Here is a 15,183-nt window from a genome sequence, read left to right on the forward strand (position 1 = left end):
CTTAATGCGGCGCGGGCAGCTTCGTCAAATCTGCAATGACGTGAAAGCTTTTGCCATGAATCGTGTAGTCCTTGTCTTCGAACGAGAGCGAGAGCTCGCATTCGCGTTCGCATTTCAAGTCGACGGGAATACGGCCATTCAAGGCTTTTCCCGGCACTCCATAAAGCTCGCCGTCGGTCAATCGACCTTTTTTCGGGAGCTTCGAATATTTCGGCTGCCCCACTTTGATGGTGGCGGGCACCGAGACAGGCGCGGCGCCGGCCTGCACGATCACAGCATGACTGAAAATGATTTCCAGCTCGTTTTTACCCGTTTTGACATCGGCAATTTCAGAACCGTGAAAGTCAATTTCCAGCTTCATGCTTATCCCAGGTATTAAAAAAGGTTTCCCTTAAAAATACCCGGCTTCACGAACCCTTGCCACAGCATTTCTTGTATTTCTGCTCGGACCCGCAGGGGCAGGGATCATTGCGCCCGACCTTGACGTCTTTCCGCACGAATGGTTCCTGGTGATGGTGATGCGAACAGCCGGGACCATGCACATGGCCGTGCTCGATTTTTTCCTGGGTTTGTTTCTGCTCTTCCATGGGAGTCTCCTGACTAAAATGGGACGGACCCGCACTCTACCCTGATGCGCCAATGACGGCAAGTCCGAGATAGTGTCCTCTTGGTCACGGCGGCGCTAGGAAGTGACAGAGAGGCGGGTTACAATCGCCGCAACGGAGCTGGTACGAGGCAGAGAGGCGGGTTACACTCGCCCCTCACTTTCTTAAGGTCGGTTAGGATGACGAACATGGTTTCTGAAAAGCGAATACATCCCGGGGTTTGGTTCTCCCTGGTTCTCCTGGCGCTTGGCAACGTTCTCGGCCTGGCGGGAATTGACCTGGTGCTTCCCGCAATCCCCGGGTTGCCTCAGGCCCTGAACGGCACTGCGGCCGAGGCCCAGCTGGTACTCGCGAGCTTCGTGGCAGGAACGGCTGGCGGGCTTCTCCTCTTTGGACATCTGAGTCACCGCTTCGATCAGCGTTGGCTTCTTGTCATTTCCCTCATCCTTTATGCACTGGTGTCCTTCGGCTGTGGGATGGCGCGGGATCTGCCGACTCTGATTGCGCTGCGCTTTGTGCAGGGGGCGAGCGGTTCCGCTGCTGTGGTCTTCAGTCCCGGATTTATTCGGCGAATGCTGGCACCCGACAAGGCCGTACAGATGATTGGATTGATCGGCAGTATTGAATCCTTGGTACCCGCATTCGCGCCCGTCCTGGGAGCTTTTCTTTTGGTGCGCTGGGGCTGGCCTTCGACTTTCCATCTGAGCGCTGTGCTGTCCGGGCTTTTGGCCCTGGCGGCCTTCCTGGCTCTGAAATATCTGCCTGAAGTTCCAGCCATGACCACACCCGGAAGTTATGGGCGCCTTCTGCGTGATCGGCATTATCTGCGTTATGCGCTGAGCCAGGCCTTTGTCCTCGGGGGTCTTCTGACCTTTGTCTTCGGAGCGCCGACAGTGATCGTGCAGAGTTGGGGCGGACAGCTGTCTGACTTTATTCGCATGCAGATGACAGCTGTTTTCATGTATATCCTCGCGGCGAATTTCGCGCAGAAAGCGGTGGCGCGTTTTGGAAGCGAGTCGATGATCCGTTTCGGAACCTGGCTCGCGGCGCTGTCGGGGCTTGCGCTTTTTGTGTATGGCCTTGCGGGCGGTCAAAATCCCTGGATGCTGATTCCGCTCTTTATTCCGATGAATATAGGGCTCGGCCTGCGGGGGCCTCCCGGATTTTTCCAGGCTATCGTGGCAGCCAAAGGTGATGACGCGCGGGGATCCGCCCTGGTGGTTTTGGCCATCATGGGAACGTCAGCCGTGGGCACGGCTCTGGTTGCACCTTTCATTGAACACGGTCTGCCGGCCTTGGGAGCTGTGACCGCAGCCATTACTGTTAGTGCAGTTCTGGTGCTGCGCTGGAAGTAGCCTTCATCGTGGCTTCACTTTTTTCGTATGGACTTTCGCGTGATGGACTCTTAGCGTGCGGGAGCATCATCATCAAAAAAGAGTGGGTCATGGAACGTTATCTAGGCGGACTTGAGCGGCAGTTCTACCAGCAGAATCTGGTGGGCTCGACGAATATATGCACGGTTTTAAGACTGCGTGGTTCTGTGGATAGGGCCCGGCTCATGCGGGCGACACGGGAACTTGGGGATCTGTTCCCGCTTCTCAGGGCTTCGATTGTCGCGGATCCTTATCTGCGTTTCTCGATGACTCACGCGCCAGAGGCTATTCCTTTTTATCAAAAGCCTATGGAAAAGGATGAACACTGGCGGCGGTTATTGGAAAAGGAAATGCATCGGCAGTATGGACCGGGTGAAGGTCTTGCCTGCGTGCATCTCCTGGAAGGTGATAAGACTTCGGATATACTTTTGAGTTTGAATCACGCGCTCGCCGATGGCCTGTCATCAAGTTATCTTTGTCGGGCGCTGCTCCTTCTTTATCAAGGGGAAAAGCTGCCGTTCGCCAAACCATCCTTGCCCATGGAAGAGCGTTTTCCACCCCGTTTTCGTGGAATTCGCGGCTGGTGGTCGGCGTTTCGCTTTATCTTTCAGCTCGGGAAATTGGGGCCTGCCTTGCAGATCGGGGCTGCGGCGTGGACCAGGACGACTCTTTCCACGGGTTTTGTGTTTGATCACGCGCAGGAATTGAACGCGCTGGCTCGGAATCATGGCACCAATCTTTTTGGTGTGTTCTGTGCGCTCGCTCTGCAGACGATGCATGAGCTTTATGGGAACGGCGGAACGCAGAATATTTCGCTGAATACGCCCGTGAGTTTACGTGCGGGTGTGGGTGCCGGGCCGGATGAAGTGGGGCTTTTCATTGCCGGGCATCTGGCGCTTTATCAGCTCCATCCTGAGATGGATGTGTGGGAACTGGCCCGACAGTGTCATGAGACTTTGCGGAAAGGTGTGGAGGAAGAGTGGCCTTATCGTTTGGCTCTGCTGGCCCGCGCGTCCAGGAAACCAAAGCCGCCGCAGGATTCCGCTTATGCGTCCCAGCACCGGCCGACGGTGAGCATCAGTAACCTTGGACGCGTTGATGACTTTCCGCAGATGGATGGGGCCGAAGTTTACGAGCATCATGCGCTGAGTGCGCAGTCGGTGAAGGATCCTTTTGCATTTGTGCTGATCTCCTATCAAAACAGGCTATACGTCGATCTTCAGACCTCTCTTGAAAAGATGGGGGCCGAGGCGGGGCTGTTGATCGTACGACATTTGGAGGCGAAAATGCTGTCGCTGATACCCAGCACAAAAATTGAAAAATCGCGGGCTTGAGCCCTGAGAACGAAATCTTTCATGCTGTGTGGAATAACCCTTGGATCGGATGCTGCTCCGGTTTAAATAGAGAAACTTCATAAACCCCAAGGGGAACAGCATGTTCACGCACCGCCTCATGACCACGATCCTTCTATCCAGCTTTATTCTGCAGGCCTGTGGTGATAGCACCGCAGGTTCCCATAAGCCCGGTCCGGGCGAGGAATTCGATAGCGGCATGTGGTTCGCGGGTGATCCCCAGCGCGACTGGTTTATTGTCAATGGCAGTTATGAAGGCGGATGCCTCGGCGAGGCAGGCAGCCCCCAAAGCGCATTTTATACCAAACCCATCTATACTTTTGATGGCGTGCGCCTGGCTGTGGAGCTGCAGAAGTTTGAAGACTCCGCATGCTCGCGGCCGGTGTTTGTAAGAACGGTGCAGGGCCGACCGGATTTAATTCAAAGGCTGGATGGCGGCAACCGATCCTATATGATGTACAAAGATGTGGGTGTGACTGTTCATCAGGTCTATCTGAGGGCCAGGGATGTGGAACTTTTGAAACGCTATGATATCCCGGGCCCGTGGGAGCCCGAGCGTTTGAATTCGATTCTGCATCTGAAGGAAGACGAGGTTCGAAAGAAATTCGAGGCGATACCCGCGGAAGCTTATAGCGACAGCCTGCGGGCTTCCGGCCTGATGTTCCTTCTGTTTCCCATTACAAGCAATCTCGTGTCCATGACCGTTCGCAACGAGAGGTCCGATCTGATCGTTAAAAGCGGACCTGGAGTCTCGCAGCGTTCGACTGAAGTCAGGTTCAAACGTCGCCCCTGACCTGGAGCGTCACAGCAGTTTCTCAACCTGGGGCGCCAGCTCTTCAGGCTTGACGTCCGAGCGGAAGCGACCGACGACTTCGCCCTTGCGATTGACCAGGAACTTTTCGAAGTTCCATTTCACATCGCCTTTTTCCGGGGCATTCTGAATCAGGTAATCAAAGACAGGGTCAATATCCTTGCCTTTGACGGATGCGCGCTTGGCCAAAGGAAAGGTCACGCCGTAGCGCAACTTACAGAAATTGGCGACTTCCTTATCCGATCCCAGCTCCTGATCGAAGCTCGGTGAAGGAAAGCCGATGACGGTCAGACCTTTGGCTTCGTACTTTTTATAAAGCTTCTCAAGGCCCTCGTACTGACTGGTATACCCGCATTCCGAGGCGGTGTTCACTATCAAAAGAACCTTACCCTTATAGGCGTCCAGGGGCTGAGGCTTGCCCTGAATGCTGGTGTATTTCAGCCCATAGAATTTATCCGAGGCAAAACCCGTCGCGGCCATGAACATAAGAGCCAGAGTCACAAAAAACTTTTTCATCCGAAAACCTTTCGTGAGAGATGCGAGGCTTCATCCACTGGCCACCATCTTAGTCAATCCGCGGAAGGACTGCCAGGATGGAATTCACTTATGCATGATGAAGAACCTGTGCAATGAAGGCTCTCGTGCGTTCTGATTTCGGTTGGGTGAAGAACTCCTGCGGCGCCGCCTCTTCGATGATCTCACCCTGATCCATAAAGATCACGCGATCGGCCACCTGCCGCGCAAAACCCATTTCATGCGTGACGCAGACCATGGTCATCCCGCTGCCGGCTAGCTCCACCATCACGTCCAGGACCTCTTTGATCATCTCGGGGTCAAGGGCCGAGGTCGGCTCATCAAAGAGCATGACGCGCGGGTTCATACACAAGGCCCGCGCGATGGCCACGCGCTGCTGCTGCCCGCCGGACAGCTGCGACGGATATTTATGCGCCTGATCCGGAATCTTCACCCGCTGCAGGTATTCCATGGCCTGGGCTTCGATTTCCTTTTTGGGCCGGCCCTGCACCCAGATCGGAGCGAGGCAGAGGTTTTCCAGGACCGTCAGGTGCGGGAACAGATTGAACTGCTGAAAGACCATACCCACCTGCCGGCGAACGGCTTCAATGGATTTCGGGGAATCATCAAGGCGGACGCCATCGACGGTGATTTCACCCTGATCATGCGCCTCCAGGCGGTTGATGCAGCGAATCAAGGTTGATTTGCCGGAACCCGAGGGACCGCAGATCACGAGTTTTTCCCCGGATTCCACCGTAAGATTGATGCCCTTCAGAGCATGGAAACTGCCAAACCATTTATGAACGGACTGCAACTGCAGCATGAATCTGCCTCCTTAACGAGCCTGCTCCAGACGTTTTTCCAGGCGCAGACTGGTCCGCGACATCGAAAAGCAGAAGAGCCAAAATACAAAACCCGCAAACACATAGCCTTCCATCGCATAGCCCATCCATTCGGGATCGGTGCTGGCGGCCTGAACCATACCCAAAAGATCGAACATGCCGATGATAAGGACAAGGCTGGTATCCTTGAACAGACTGATAAAGGTGTTCACGATCCCAGGAATCACCTGACGCAAAGCCTGCGGCAGCACCACAAGGCCCATGCTTTGCCAGTATCCAAAGCCCAAAGCTGCTGCGGCTTCATGCTGACCTTTCGGAACAGCCTGCAGTCCAGCCCGCACGACTTCAGCCATGTACGCGCTGGTAAAGAGCACGACACCGACGAGGCAACGCAGGAGTTTATCGAATTCCACTCCGGGCGGCAGAAAAAAAGGCAGCATCACCGAGGCCATGAAAAGAACGGTAATGAGCGGGACACCACGCCAGAGCTCGATGAAGGCCACTGTGATCCAGCGCAAGAGCGGAAGCTCCGAGCGGCGTCCCAGAGCCAGAAGTATCCCCAAAGGCAGCGACAGGGAAATGCCGATCGCCGAAATCAAAAGCGTGAGCATCAGCCCGCCCCAGCGCGAGGTCTCGACCGAAGGCAAACCCCAAAATCCACCGCGAAGGATGAACCAGCTGCTGACAGGCAAGACCACGAGAAGAAAGGGGATCAAGGCTTTCCGAGCCGGAAACCTTGCCAAGCGCACTGGAATAAATCCAAGGATCCAAAGTATGGCCACGAGGATGGGGCGCCAGCGCTCACTCGGTTCATAGAAGCCGAAGATGAACTGATCGAAGCGCGCGCGGACGAAGAGCCAGCATGCGCCTTCGCCCGTACAGGCGCTGCGATCAGTGCCAGTGAATTGAGCCTTGAAAAAAAGCCAATCGAAGACCGGCCACGCCCAGTAAATCAAAAGAGCCAGCAGCACGCCCGTGATGACGAGCTGCAATGGCGATTTTTTGGCAAAACGAGTCCATGCCATGGATGAGGTCGCCATGCTTCAACTCCTTTGGCCAAGATAATGCAAAGTTTTGCTTTGATAGCGATTCATCGCGGCGCTGATGGACAAACTCAAAAGGAGATACACCATCATCACCATCGCCATGATTTCGACGGCCTGGCCGGTGATATTGATCGCGGTTCCGGAAAAGACCAGGACCAGATCGGGAAAGGCGATAGCCGCGGCTAAGGACGAGTTCTTCACAAGATTCAGATACTGCGATGTCAAAGGTGGAAGGATCACACGCAGGGCCTGCGGCAGGATCACAAGGCGCATGGTATCAAGGCGGGTCAAACCCAAAGCCTCCGAGGCTTCCATTTGCCCCTTCTGCACGGAGAGAATACCGGCCCTGACAATCTCTGCGACAAAGGCCGCCGTATAAAGGCTGAGCGCTGCGACCAGGGAAACGAATTCAGGAATCAGCTGCAGACCACCGCTGAAATTGAAACCCTGGAGTTCGGGCCAGCTGATCTGCCAACGCTGACCGAGCAGAAGCAGTGTGAGCAGGGGAAAGATCACGGGGATCGCATAAGGCAGAAGATGCCAGGCCGGAAAACGCCCCGCTTCCACCCGCTTTTTCACCGCCGCCTGACGCAGGTAATGCCCAACGATCAGACCGAGTATCAAAGCCAAAGCTATGTAAAAAGCCGCAGCCGGTTCCATGGGAAAAGGAATGGAAAGCCCACGGTTATTCAGATAGACGACCCCGAAGAATTCAAGGCTCTCACGCGGGCCCGGCAGATTCCTGAGAACGGCGAAATACCAGAAAAAGAGCTGCAGGAGGAGAGGAATATTGCGGAGCGTCTCGACGTAAATCGTTCCGAGCAAACGGATCAAAGGATTCTGTGACAGCCGCGCCAGGGCCACGAGCAGCCCCAGAAGACTCGCGAACACCACGCCTATCGCGGAAACCAAAAGCGTATTCAAAAGCGCGATGATGAAGAGCTGACCAAAGGTCGTGGTCTCATCATAGGGCAGAAGATGAAAGGCGAGATCAAATCCCGCCGGCTGGCTGAGAAAGCCAAAACCCGAGGCGATGCCGCGGGCTTCAAGATTGAGAACGGTATTATGGATGATGAGGCCCAGAATCAGGACCACGATCAGAAGAGCCAAAGCCTGCAGAAGAAGGCCACGTCCCTGCGTTTTTTTGCGAGCGGCTTGAGCCATGGACCCATCCATCAACGGAAGGGCATGGAGTACTGAAGACCTCCATCACGCCAGAGAGCATTCTGCCCACGCGCGATTTTCAGCGGCGTGTTCGCACCCAGATTCCTTTCGAAAATCTCCTGATAGCTGCCGACCTGCTTGACGACCTGCAGTGCCCAATCCGCCTTTAAACCAAGGTTTTTTCCAAGATCGCCTTCCATGCCGAGCAGACGACGGACGGCGGGATTGGAGTTGGCTTTCTGCTGATCCACGTTCGCGGAGGTGATCTTCAATTCCTCGGCTTCGATCATGGCAAAAAGAGTCCAGCGCACGATATCACCCCAACGGTTGTCGCCGTGGCGAACGGCAGGGCCCAGGGGTTCCTTGGAAATAATTTCCGGCAGGATCACATGATCCTCGGGTTTTTTCAGACGCGTGCGATCCGCGTAAAGTCCTGACTGATCCGAACTCATCACATCACAACGGCCCGCATCATAAGCGGCTACGACCTCATCGTTCTTTTCAAAGGCCACGAGCTTATAGGTCATCTTCTGCGAGCGGAAATAATCGGCCAGGTTCAGCTCGGTCGTCGTTCCCAAATTGACGCAAACTGTCGCACCATTCAGGTCCTTCAGCGTCTTCACGTTCAGTTTTTTCGGAGCCATAAAACCCTGGCCGTCATAATAAAGCACGCCAGGAAAATCAACGGCCAGCGACGTATCCCGGACGATGGTCCACGAGGTATTGCGGGACAGAAGATCAATTTCGCCCGATTGCAGGGCTGTGAAACGTTCCTTGGCCGAGAGCGAGGTGTACTTCACCTTGTTCGCGTCGCCCAGGGTTGCCGCCGCCACACCGCGACAGAGGTCGACGTCGATCCCGCGCCATTGGCCCGCTTTATCAGGACTGGAAAAGCCTGCCAGTCCCTGGCTCACGCCACACTTGAGAAATCCGCGTTTTTTGACCTCATCGAGCGTGTCGGCTTGCAGCCAGCTGCTGGTGATCAAAAGAGAGAGTCCGCATATACTGGGCCAAAAGGATTTCATTCACTATCCTCCTTGTCGCATTCCGTTTCGTTAAGTTGCAGTCTTATAGCACAAGCCTGCCGCGAGGCAAACCATGAGCTGAGTTTGAGCGAACGTCCCGGCTCTTCCAGCGGGCCTTGCCCCCCGGGGTTATATCGGTTAAGTTCGAGGGACATTTTTTCCGGCCTGAAAGTGCCCATACGAGCTGACAGGGAGCAGGTTTCGAGCATGACACAATTACAAAACTCCATGTTCTTTGACATCCTCTTTCCCGCAGATGAGGATGATGCCCAAGGCAATAGCCAGTTGTTCCTGCAAAAGGTCCTTCGTCATCAACTTGCCGGTGATTCCATCGTTCGGGATTCGACCCTGGTCATCTTCGACTTTGAAACCACGGGCCTCGACTCCCTGCGCGATCGCATCATCGAAGTGGGGGCCATTAAATATCAAAACGGCGAGCGTGTCGCTGATTTTTCCACGCTCATCAAACCCGATATCCCGCTGCCCGAGGTGGCGAGCCGCATCACCGGCATCACAGCCGACATGCTCGAAAATCAGCCAACGATCGACGAGGTGCTGCCGAAGTTCCTCCAGTTCATCGACCACACCTTGCTCGTGGCTCACAACGCCGAGTTCGATATGGCCTTTCTGAAGCACGCCTGTCATCGGCTCGGCTATCAGATCGAGTGGTCCTGCTTCTGTACTTTGAAACTCGCCCGGCAGCTCCTGCCGGATCTTGAGTCCAAAAATCTTGATAGTTTGGCACAGCATTACGGCCTCAGCTTCGCGGCCCGTCACCGGTCCATCGGTGACTGCGAGGTGACCGGCGCTGTGCTTAATTCTCTGCTGCGCGGCGAGGGGGCCGGGCTGCAGCAATGGAAGGATTTTTCTCCCTTCCAAGTTGCCTGATATTCGTGGGGGTCTATGCGCATCTCATCCAAGATTGATCGGAACAGTGAACACTTCCAGCAGAACGTTGCCTGGCATCAGCAGCTGACGCAGGAATTGAACGCCCGCCTTGAAGAGGTTCGACTCGGCGGCGGAACGCAGGTCATCGAAGGCCTGCGCAAACAAGGGAAACTGCCGGCGCGGGAAAGGATACAGAAACTGGTCGATCCGGGTTCTGATTTCCTCGAACTTTCCTCGCTCGCCGGTCATGAACTCTACGATTCCGCCGTTCCATCGGGCGGCATCGTCACCGGGGTCGGCATGATCCAGGGCCGTCCTTGCATGATCGTCGCCAACGACGCCTCGGTGAAAGGTGGAACCTATTTTCCGATCACTGTGAAAAAACATCTGAGGGCCCAGGAAATCGCGGCCCAGAATCATCTGCCCTGCATTTACCTCGTGGATTCGGGCGGAGCCTTCCTGCCGATGCAGGATGAAGTCTTTCCCGATAAGGATGACTTCGGCCGCATTTTCTATAACCAGGCGCGCATGAGCAGCCTCGGCATTCAGCAGATCAGTTCCGTCCACGGATTCTGTACGGCGGGCGGCGCGTATATTCCTGCCATGTCCGATCAAAGCGTGATCGTACGCGGCACCGGCACGATTTTCCTGGCCGGCCCTCCTTTGGTGAAAGCAGCAACCGGGGAAGAAGTCACCGCCGAAGAACTGGGCGGCGCGAAAGTTCACACCTCGATCAGCGGCGTGGCTGATCACATGGCGGAAAATGATGATCACGCGCTGCAGATCGTGCGGCAGATCGTCAAGTATCTCGGCAAGTCCGATCAGTGTCCGGTGAAACTCGAAACACCGGACGAACCGCATTATGATCCCGAGGAACTTTTGGGCGTCGTCCCCATGGATGCGCGCAAAGCCTATGATATAAGGGAAGTCATAGCCCGTGTGGTTGATGGCTCGCGGCTTTTCGAATTCAAACCCAACTACGGAACGACCCTGGTCACGGGTTTCGCGCATATCTGCGGCATTCCCGTCGGCATCATTGCCAATAACGGTGTGCTCTTCTCGGAAAGCGCTCTGAAAGGCACGCACTTCATCGAGCTCTGCTCCCAGGAAAAAATTCCGCTGCTCTTCCTTCAGAACATCACCGGCTTTATCGTCGGAAAAAAATACGAGCACGGCGGCATAGCCAAGGACGGTGCGAAACTCGTCCATGCCGTGGCGAATGCCAATGTTCCGAAGGTCACCTGCGTGGTCGGCGGCAGTTTCGGAGCGGGCAACTACGGGATGTGTGGTCGCGCCTATGAACCTCGTTATCTTTTCATGTGGCCGAACGCTCGCATTTCCGTGATGGGAGGTGAGCAGGCTGCCGATGTTCTTGCGACCGTGAAGGTGCAGCAGCTGGCGAAGCAGGGCAAGACTCTGACGTCGGATGAACTCGCCGCGATTCGCGAGCCGATTTTGAAGAAATATGAAAAAGAGAGTTCCGCCTATTATTCCAGCGCCCGGCTGTGGGATGACGGCGTGATCGATCCGAGGAAGACCCGGCAGGTTCTGGCCATGGCTTTGGCGAGTACGCTGCATCATAACTGGGACAAGACCGTCAACGGCGTCTTCCGCATGTAAGCGAGCGAGACGGCGAACGCCGTCTTCCGCAGGTAAGCGAACGTAGAACGTAATCTCAAGAGGGGCATCACATTATGAGTCAGAAAAAAGTCATTCGTATCGGAAATGCCGGAGGCTACTGGGGCGACGATCCAAACGCCTTGGAACGTCAGGTCAAGGGCGGTCGTCTGGATTACATCAGCATGGACTTCCTTGCGGAAATCACCATGTCCATCCTGCAAAAGCAGCGTTCCACCGATCCCGAGATGGGTTATGCCAAGGACTTCCTCGGCATGCTGAAGGGCGTTCTGCCCAAACTGCTGGCCGATAAAACCACAGTCATCACCAACGCCGGTGGCGTGAATCCGCAGAGCTGCGCCCGCGCGATCGCCAAACTCGCCAACGACATGGGCCTTCAGCCGCGGATTGCCATCGTCTATGGCGACGATATCTTGCCTGATTTGAAAGATCTTCAGGCCAAGGGCTGCAAGTTTGCGAATATGGAAAACGGCGAGGATTTCGCCACGGTTCAAAATAAAATCCAGGCCGCGAATATTTACTTCGGTGCGGCCCCGGTGGTGGAAGCCCTGAAATGGAAACCGGACATCATCGTCACGGGTCGCGTGACGGATACCGGCATCACGATCGCGGCGATGATCCATGAATTCGGCTGGAAACTGAACGATTGGGATCGCCTCGCCAGCGGCATCGTCGCCGGCCACATCATCGAATGCGGCTCGCAGTCGACCGGCGGCAACTTCTCGGACTGGGAAAAAGTGCCGAGCTTCGATAACATCGGCTACCCCATCGTCGAAGTGAATGAAGATGGAAGCTTCGTCGTCACCAAACACCCCGAAAGCGGCGGCCTCGTGACGGTCGACACCGTGCGTGAGCAGCTCTTCTATGAAATGGGTCATCCCGAAGCCTATATCACCCCGGACGTCGTCGCCAACTTCAGCAGCATTCAGCTCGCCCAGGATGGTCAGGACCGCGTGCGTGTCTTCGGTGTGAAAGGTTTTGAACCCACACCTCTTTACAAAGTTTCCATGGCCTACGAAGATGGCTATAAATCCATAGGCTCCATCATGATCTCGGGTCCGAATGCAAGGCGCAAGGCTGAGGCGTTCTCAGAAATTTTCTGGAAACGCTGCCCGGGTCCTTTCATCGAAACCCTGACCGAATATGTCGGCTTCAACGCCTGCCATCGCTCGCTCATCCATCGCGAGGAAGGCAATGAAATCCTTCTCCGTCTGGGAGCGCGCGCCAAGGATGAAAAAGAGCTGCGCCTCTTCGGTAAAATGATTCCTTCATTGATTCTGAGCGGCCCTCCCGGCGTCGCTGTCATCGGCGGCGTGCCGAAGGCGCAGAAGGTGATGAGCTACTGGCCGGCTCTGATGCCGAAGGACATTGTGCATCCGCGCATCGCACTCTATGAAAAAGGCGAAATCTCGGGCGAGAAAATCGTCACCTCGACTCCGGTCGGACACTATGCACCGACGGAAGCCAAGGCTCAGGTCGCCACCAAAGTCTCGAAACCGATTGCCGAAGTCGTCAAGGAATACGAAGGCGAGCAGCTTCTGCCTCTCAGCCGCATCTGCCTCGCGCGCAGCGGTGACAAAGGCGATATGGCGAATATCGGTGTGATGGCCCGCAGCCAGGCGGCTTATGAATTCCTGGATACATACCTGACCGCACAGCGCGTGAAGGATATGTTCCAGGAACTCTGTCACGGCACGGTCACGCGTCACAGTCTCCCTAACATGCAAGGCTTCAACTTCCTTTTGGATCAGGCCTTGGGCGGTGGGGGAACCATGACTCTTCGCATTGATGCCCAGGGTAAAACCTTTGCTCAGGGTCTTCTTGCACAGCGCGTGGCTCTACCGCAGAATCTTTTGTCCTGAAGGAAGCTGACATGTCGATCAAACGAGTTTTTATCGCCAACCGCGGGGAAATCGCGCGGCGTATCGCTCTGGGTGCGCGCACCCTGGGCATTGAATCCGCAGCCATCTATAGCGGCGAGGCGCCTCCGGCTTTTCTGGAAGGCCTCGTCCATCGCTTCATCAAAGTGCCCGAAGAAAACCCCGCGCTCTATCTGAACGCTGAACTCATGGTTCAGATCGCGCAGCAAAGCGAATGCGATGCCGTGCATCCGGGCTTTGGTTTTCTGTCGGAAAACGCCCGTTTCGCCAGCCTCGTGGAAGACGCGGGCATGATCTGGGTCGGACCTTCGGCCTGCTCGATCTCGGAGATGGCTTCGAAAGCGGAAGCGCGCGAGATTGCCAAAAACCATAAAGTTCCGGTCGTTCCCGGTATCGAACGCCTGCCGATCAGCGAAGACGGCAGTCATCTGAAAATCGTCAAGGACTTTGCCAAGCAGTATGGCTTTCCCATCCTTTTGAAAGCAGCGATGGGCGGCGGCGGCAAAGGCATGCGCGTGGTGCGGAGCGATGATGAAGTCGCCGAGGCCATCACCCGCGCACAATCCGAAGCGATCAATGCCTTCGCCGATGGCACGCTGATCGTCGAACGCTATCTGGAATATCCCCGTCACGTCGAAGTTCAGATCTTCGGCGACAGTCATGGTCAGGTCCTGGCCCTGGGCGATCGCGACTGCTCGGTGCAAAGACGTCATCAGAAAATCATCGAGGAAGCCCCGGCACCCGGCCTGAGCGCCGATACCCGCGCCGCCATGCATGATGCCGCGATTCGTCTGGCCAAAGCGGTAAACTATCGCTCGGCCGGCACCGTGGAATTTTTGGTCGATTGGTCACCGGAACAAAGAACCAAGGCCGACCAGCCCTTTTATTTCCTGGAAATGAACACGCGCCTTCAGGTCGAGCATCCCGTGACCGAGCAGATCTTCAACGAAGATCTGGTGGCCTGGCAGTTCCGCGTGGCCAATGGTGAGACGATCAAGGATCGCATGCACCAGACCCCGATCGGTCACAGTATTGAGCTACGTCTTTACGCCGAAGATACCCGCAATAAATTTCTCCCCGCTCCCGGTCCCGTGCATGGCTTTCTGCCCTTTCATGGTCCGGGCATTCGCTGGGAAGTGGGCATCGATGCGATTGATGAGGTCACGCCGCGTTTCGATCCGATGATGGCGAAACTCGTGGCCACGGGCGCGGACCGGACTCAGGCCATTCAGCGTCTGATCCAGACCTTGACCCATACGGCTCTCGCGATTCCGACCAGCAACATTCCTTTCCTGCTCGCTGTTCTGCATCATAAGGCCTTTGCGGAATCCATTCCCACCACGCGCTTCATTGATGAGCATCAGGGCGAAATCACCGAATGGCTGGACACCCGGATTGCAAGGCATCAGAAAACCGCCGATCGAATTCTGCAGAAGATCGAACAAAAGGATAAGCCAAGGTCCCATCATGCCCCCGGACTTCTGGAACTGACGCGCGATATCTTCCAAAAGGAATCCCAGCTGACCGATCTGGAAATGCACCTGCCGCATGTTCAGCAGGTGTCGGTGCCGCATCGCTTCCGGAGTCGCCAGGCTGTGCTCGGGCGTGGGCTTATTTTTGAGCAGGGTCATCGGCAGAGTTTTTGCTTCTGTCAGGCCAGATATCAAGGTCATCGCCTGACCTGGGTGAGTCTGGATGGTTTGCCCTATTGGCGGGAGGAAAAACCTGATGACGTCCTGGCTTCCGGCCGTTCATCCGCACAAAGTGCTGATATTTCTGCCCCGGTTCCAGGAAAAGTTGTGAAAGTTCTGGTGAAAACAGGTGATAATGTCAAAGAGCGGCAGATCGTTGCCATTCTGGAATCCATGAAAATGGAATTCGAGGTCCAGGCCAGCCGCTCCGGTGTCGTGGGCGAAGTCCTCGTGACAACGGGTCAGCAGGTTCAGGCCGATGAGCTGCTCGCCCGCTGGCAGGTTACGCCGTGATCCAAGCCATCTGAGTCTTGGCAGAGCGTGGCTCCCTAAGTCCCGAATATGCTCCGTGCTG

At 55.7% G+C, this 15,183-nt stretch carries 14 protein-coding genes; 7 read left to right on the forward strand and 7 right to left on the reverse strand.

Going from position 1 to position 15,183, the window contains the following annotated elements:
- Position 1: 1 nt before the first annotated feature.
- Together VFO10_RS12960 and VFO10_RS12965 are read right to left on the reverse strand one after the other, a co-directional pair.
- On the reverse strand, positions 2 to 361 hold the full coding sequence (locus VFO10_RS12960) for a hypothetical protein (RefSeq protein WP_325140756.1): 360 nt from the start codon (positions 359 to 361) through the stop codon (positions 2 to 4).
- 46 nt (positions 362 to 407) lie between these two features.
- Positions 408 to 587 carry an SEC-C metal-binding domain-containing protein gene (locus VFO10_RS12965; protein ID WP_325140758.1) on the reverse strand — a complete coding sequence of 60 codons (180 nt, stop codon included), beginning with the start codon at positions 585 to 587 and terminating at the stop codon, positions 408 to 410.
- A 206-nt stretch (positions 588 to 793) separates the two neighbouring features.
- Here VFO10_RS12965 and VFO10_RS12970 point away from each other — a divergent pair, with 206 nt between their 5' ends.
- From VFO10_RS12970 to VFO10_RS12980, 3 genes are all read left to right on the forward strand, one after another.
- The gene (locus VFO10_RS12970; protein ID WP_325140760.1) at positions 794 to 1,960 is read left to right on the forward strand and encodes an MFS transporter; all 1,167 of its coding nucleotides are present in this window, start codon (positions 794 to 796) and stop codon (positions 1,958 to 1,960) included.
- An 89-nt stretch (positions 1,961 to 2,049) separates the two neighbouring features.
- Complete coding sequence (locus tag VFO10_RS12975) at positions 2,050 to 3,312, forward strand: phthiocerol/phthiodiolone dimycocerosyl transferase family protein (protein WP_325140762.1); 1,263 nt, start codon at positions 2,050 to 2,052, stop codon at positions 3,310 to 3,312.
- A gap of 100 nt (positions 3,313 to 3,412) precedes the next feature.
- Positions 3,413 to 4,123, forward strand: coding sequence for a hypothetical protein (locus VFO10_RS12980; protein ID WP_325140764.1), 711 nt, complete (start codon positions 3,413 to 3,415; stop codon positions 4,121 to 4,123).
- 9 nt (positions 4,124 to 4,132) lie between these two features.
- Here VFO10_RS12980 and VFO10_RS12985 read toward each other — a convergent pair whose 3' ends face one another.
- From VFO10_RS12985 to VFO10_RS13005, 5 genes are all read right to left on the reverse strand, one after another.
- Entirely contained in the window at positions 4,133 to 4,657 is a 525-nt protein-coding gene (locus tag VFO10_RS12985) for a glutathione peroxidase (protein WP_325140766.1), read from the reverse strand.
- A gap of 88 nt (positions 4,658 to 4,745) precedes the next feature.
- A complete protein-coding gene (locus VFO10_RS12990) occupies positions 4,746 to 5,477 on the reverse strand; it encodes an amino acid ABC transporter ATP-binding protein (RefSeq protein ID WP_325140768.1) in 732 nt (243 codons plus the stop codon).
- A gap of 12 nt (positions 5,478 to 5,489) precedes the next feature.
- Positions 5,490 to 6,521: an amino acid ABC transporter permease gene (locus tag VFO10_RS12995; protein WP_414697032.1), complete on the reverse strand. Its 1,032-nt coding sequence runs from the start codon at positions 6,519 to 6,521 to the stop codon at positions 5,490 to 5,492.
- Positions 6,522 to 6,539: 18 nt separating this feature from the next.
- On the reverse strand, positions 6,540 to 7,706 hold the full coding sequence (locus VFO10_RS13000) for an ABC transporter permease subunit (RefSeq protein WP_325140772.1): 1,167 nt from the start codon (positions 7,704 to 7,706) through the stop codon (positions 6,540 to 6,542).
- 11 nt (positions 7,707 to 7,717) lie between these two features.
- Positions 7,718 to 8,731 carry an amino acid ABC transporter substrate-binding protein gene (locus tag VFO10_RS13005; protein WP_325140774.1) on the reverse strand — a complete coding sequence of 338 codons (1,014 nt, stop codon included), beginning with the start codon at positions 8,729 to 8,731 and terminating at the stop codon, positions 7,718 to 7,720.
- Between the two features lie 207 nt (positions 8,732 to 8,938).
- On the opposite strand from VFO10_RS13005, the gene VFO10_RS13010 reads away from it, so the two are divergent.
- The 4 genes from VFO10_RS13010 (at position 8,939) to VFO10_RS13025 (ending at position 15,122) form a co-directional block, all read left to right on the forward strand.
- Positions 8,939 to 9,619, forward strand: a complete 681-nt coding sequence (locus tag VFO10_RS13010) for a 3'-5' exonuclease (protein ID WP_325140776.1) — start codon at positions 8,939 to 8,941, stop codon at positions 9,617 to 9,619.
- Between the two features lie 15 nt (positions 9,620 to 9,634).
- Positions 9,635 to 11,239: a carboxyl transferase domain-containing protein gene (locus VFO10_RS13015; RefSeq protein ID WP_325140778.1), complete on the forward strand. Its 1,605-nt coding sequence runs from the start codon at positions 9,635 to 9,637 to the stop codon at positions 11,237 to 11,239.
- Positions 11,240 to 11,313: 74 nt separating this feature from the next.
- Complete coding sequence (locus VFO10_RS13020; RefSeq protein WP_325140780.1) at positions 11,314 to 13,119, forward strand: acyclic terpene utilization AtuA family protein; 1,806 nt, start codon at positions 11,314 to 11,316, stop codon at positions 13,117 to 13,119.
- Positions 13,120 to 13,130: 11 nt separating this feature from the next.
- Positions 13,131 to 15,122 carry an acetyl/propionyl/methylcrotonyl-CoA carboxylase subunit alpha gene (locus tag VFO10_RS13025; protein ID WP_325140782.1) on the forward strand — a complete coding sequence of 664 codons (1,992 nt, stop codon included), beginning with the start codon at positions 13,131 to 13,133 and terminating at the stop codon, positions 15,120 to 15,122.
- Positions 15,123 to 15,183: the final 61 nt, after the last annotated feature.

This window comes from Oligoflexus sp. (assembly GCF_035712445.1).
GTDB lineage: Bacteria > Bdellovibrionota_B > Oligoflexia > Oligoflexales > Oligoflexaceae > Oligoflexus.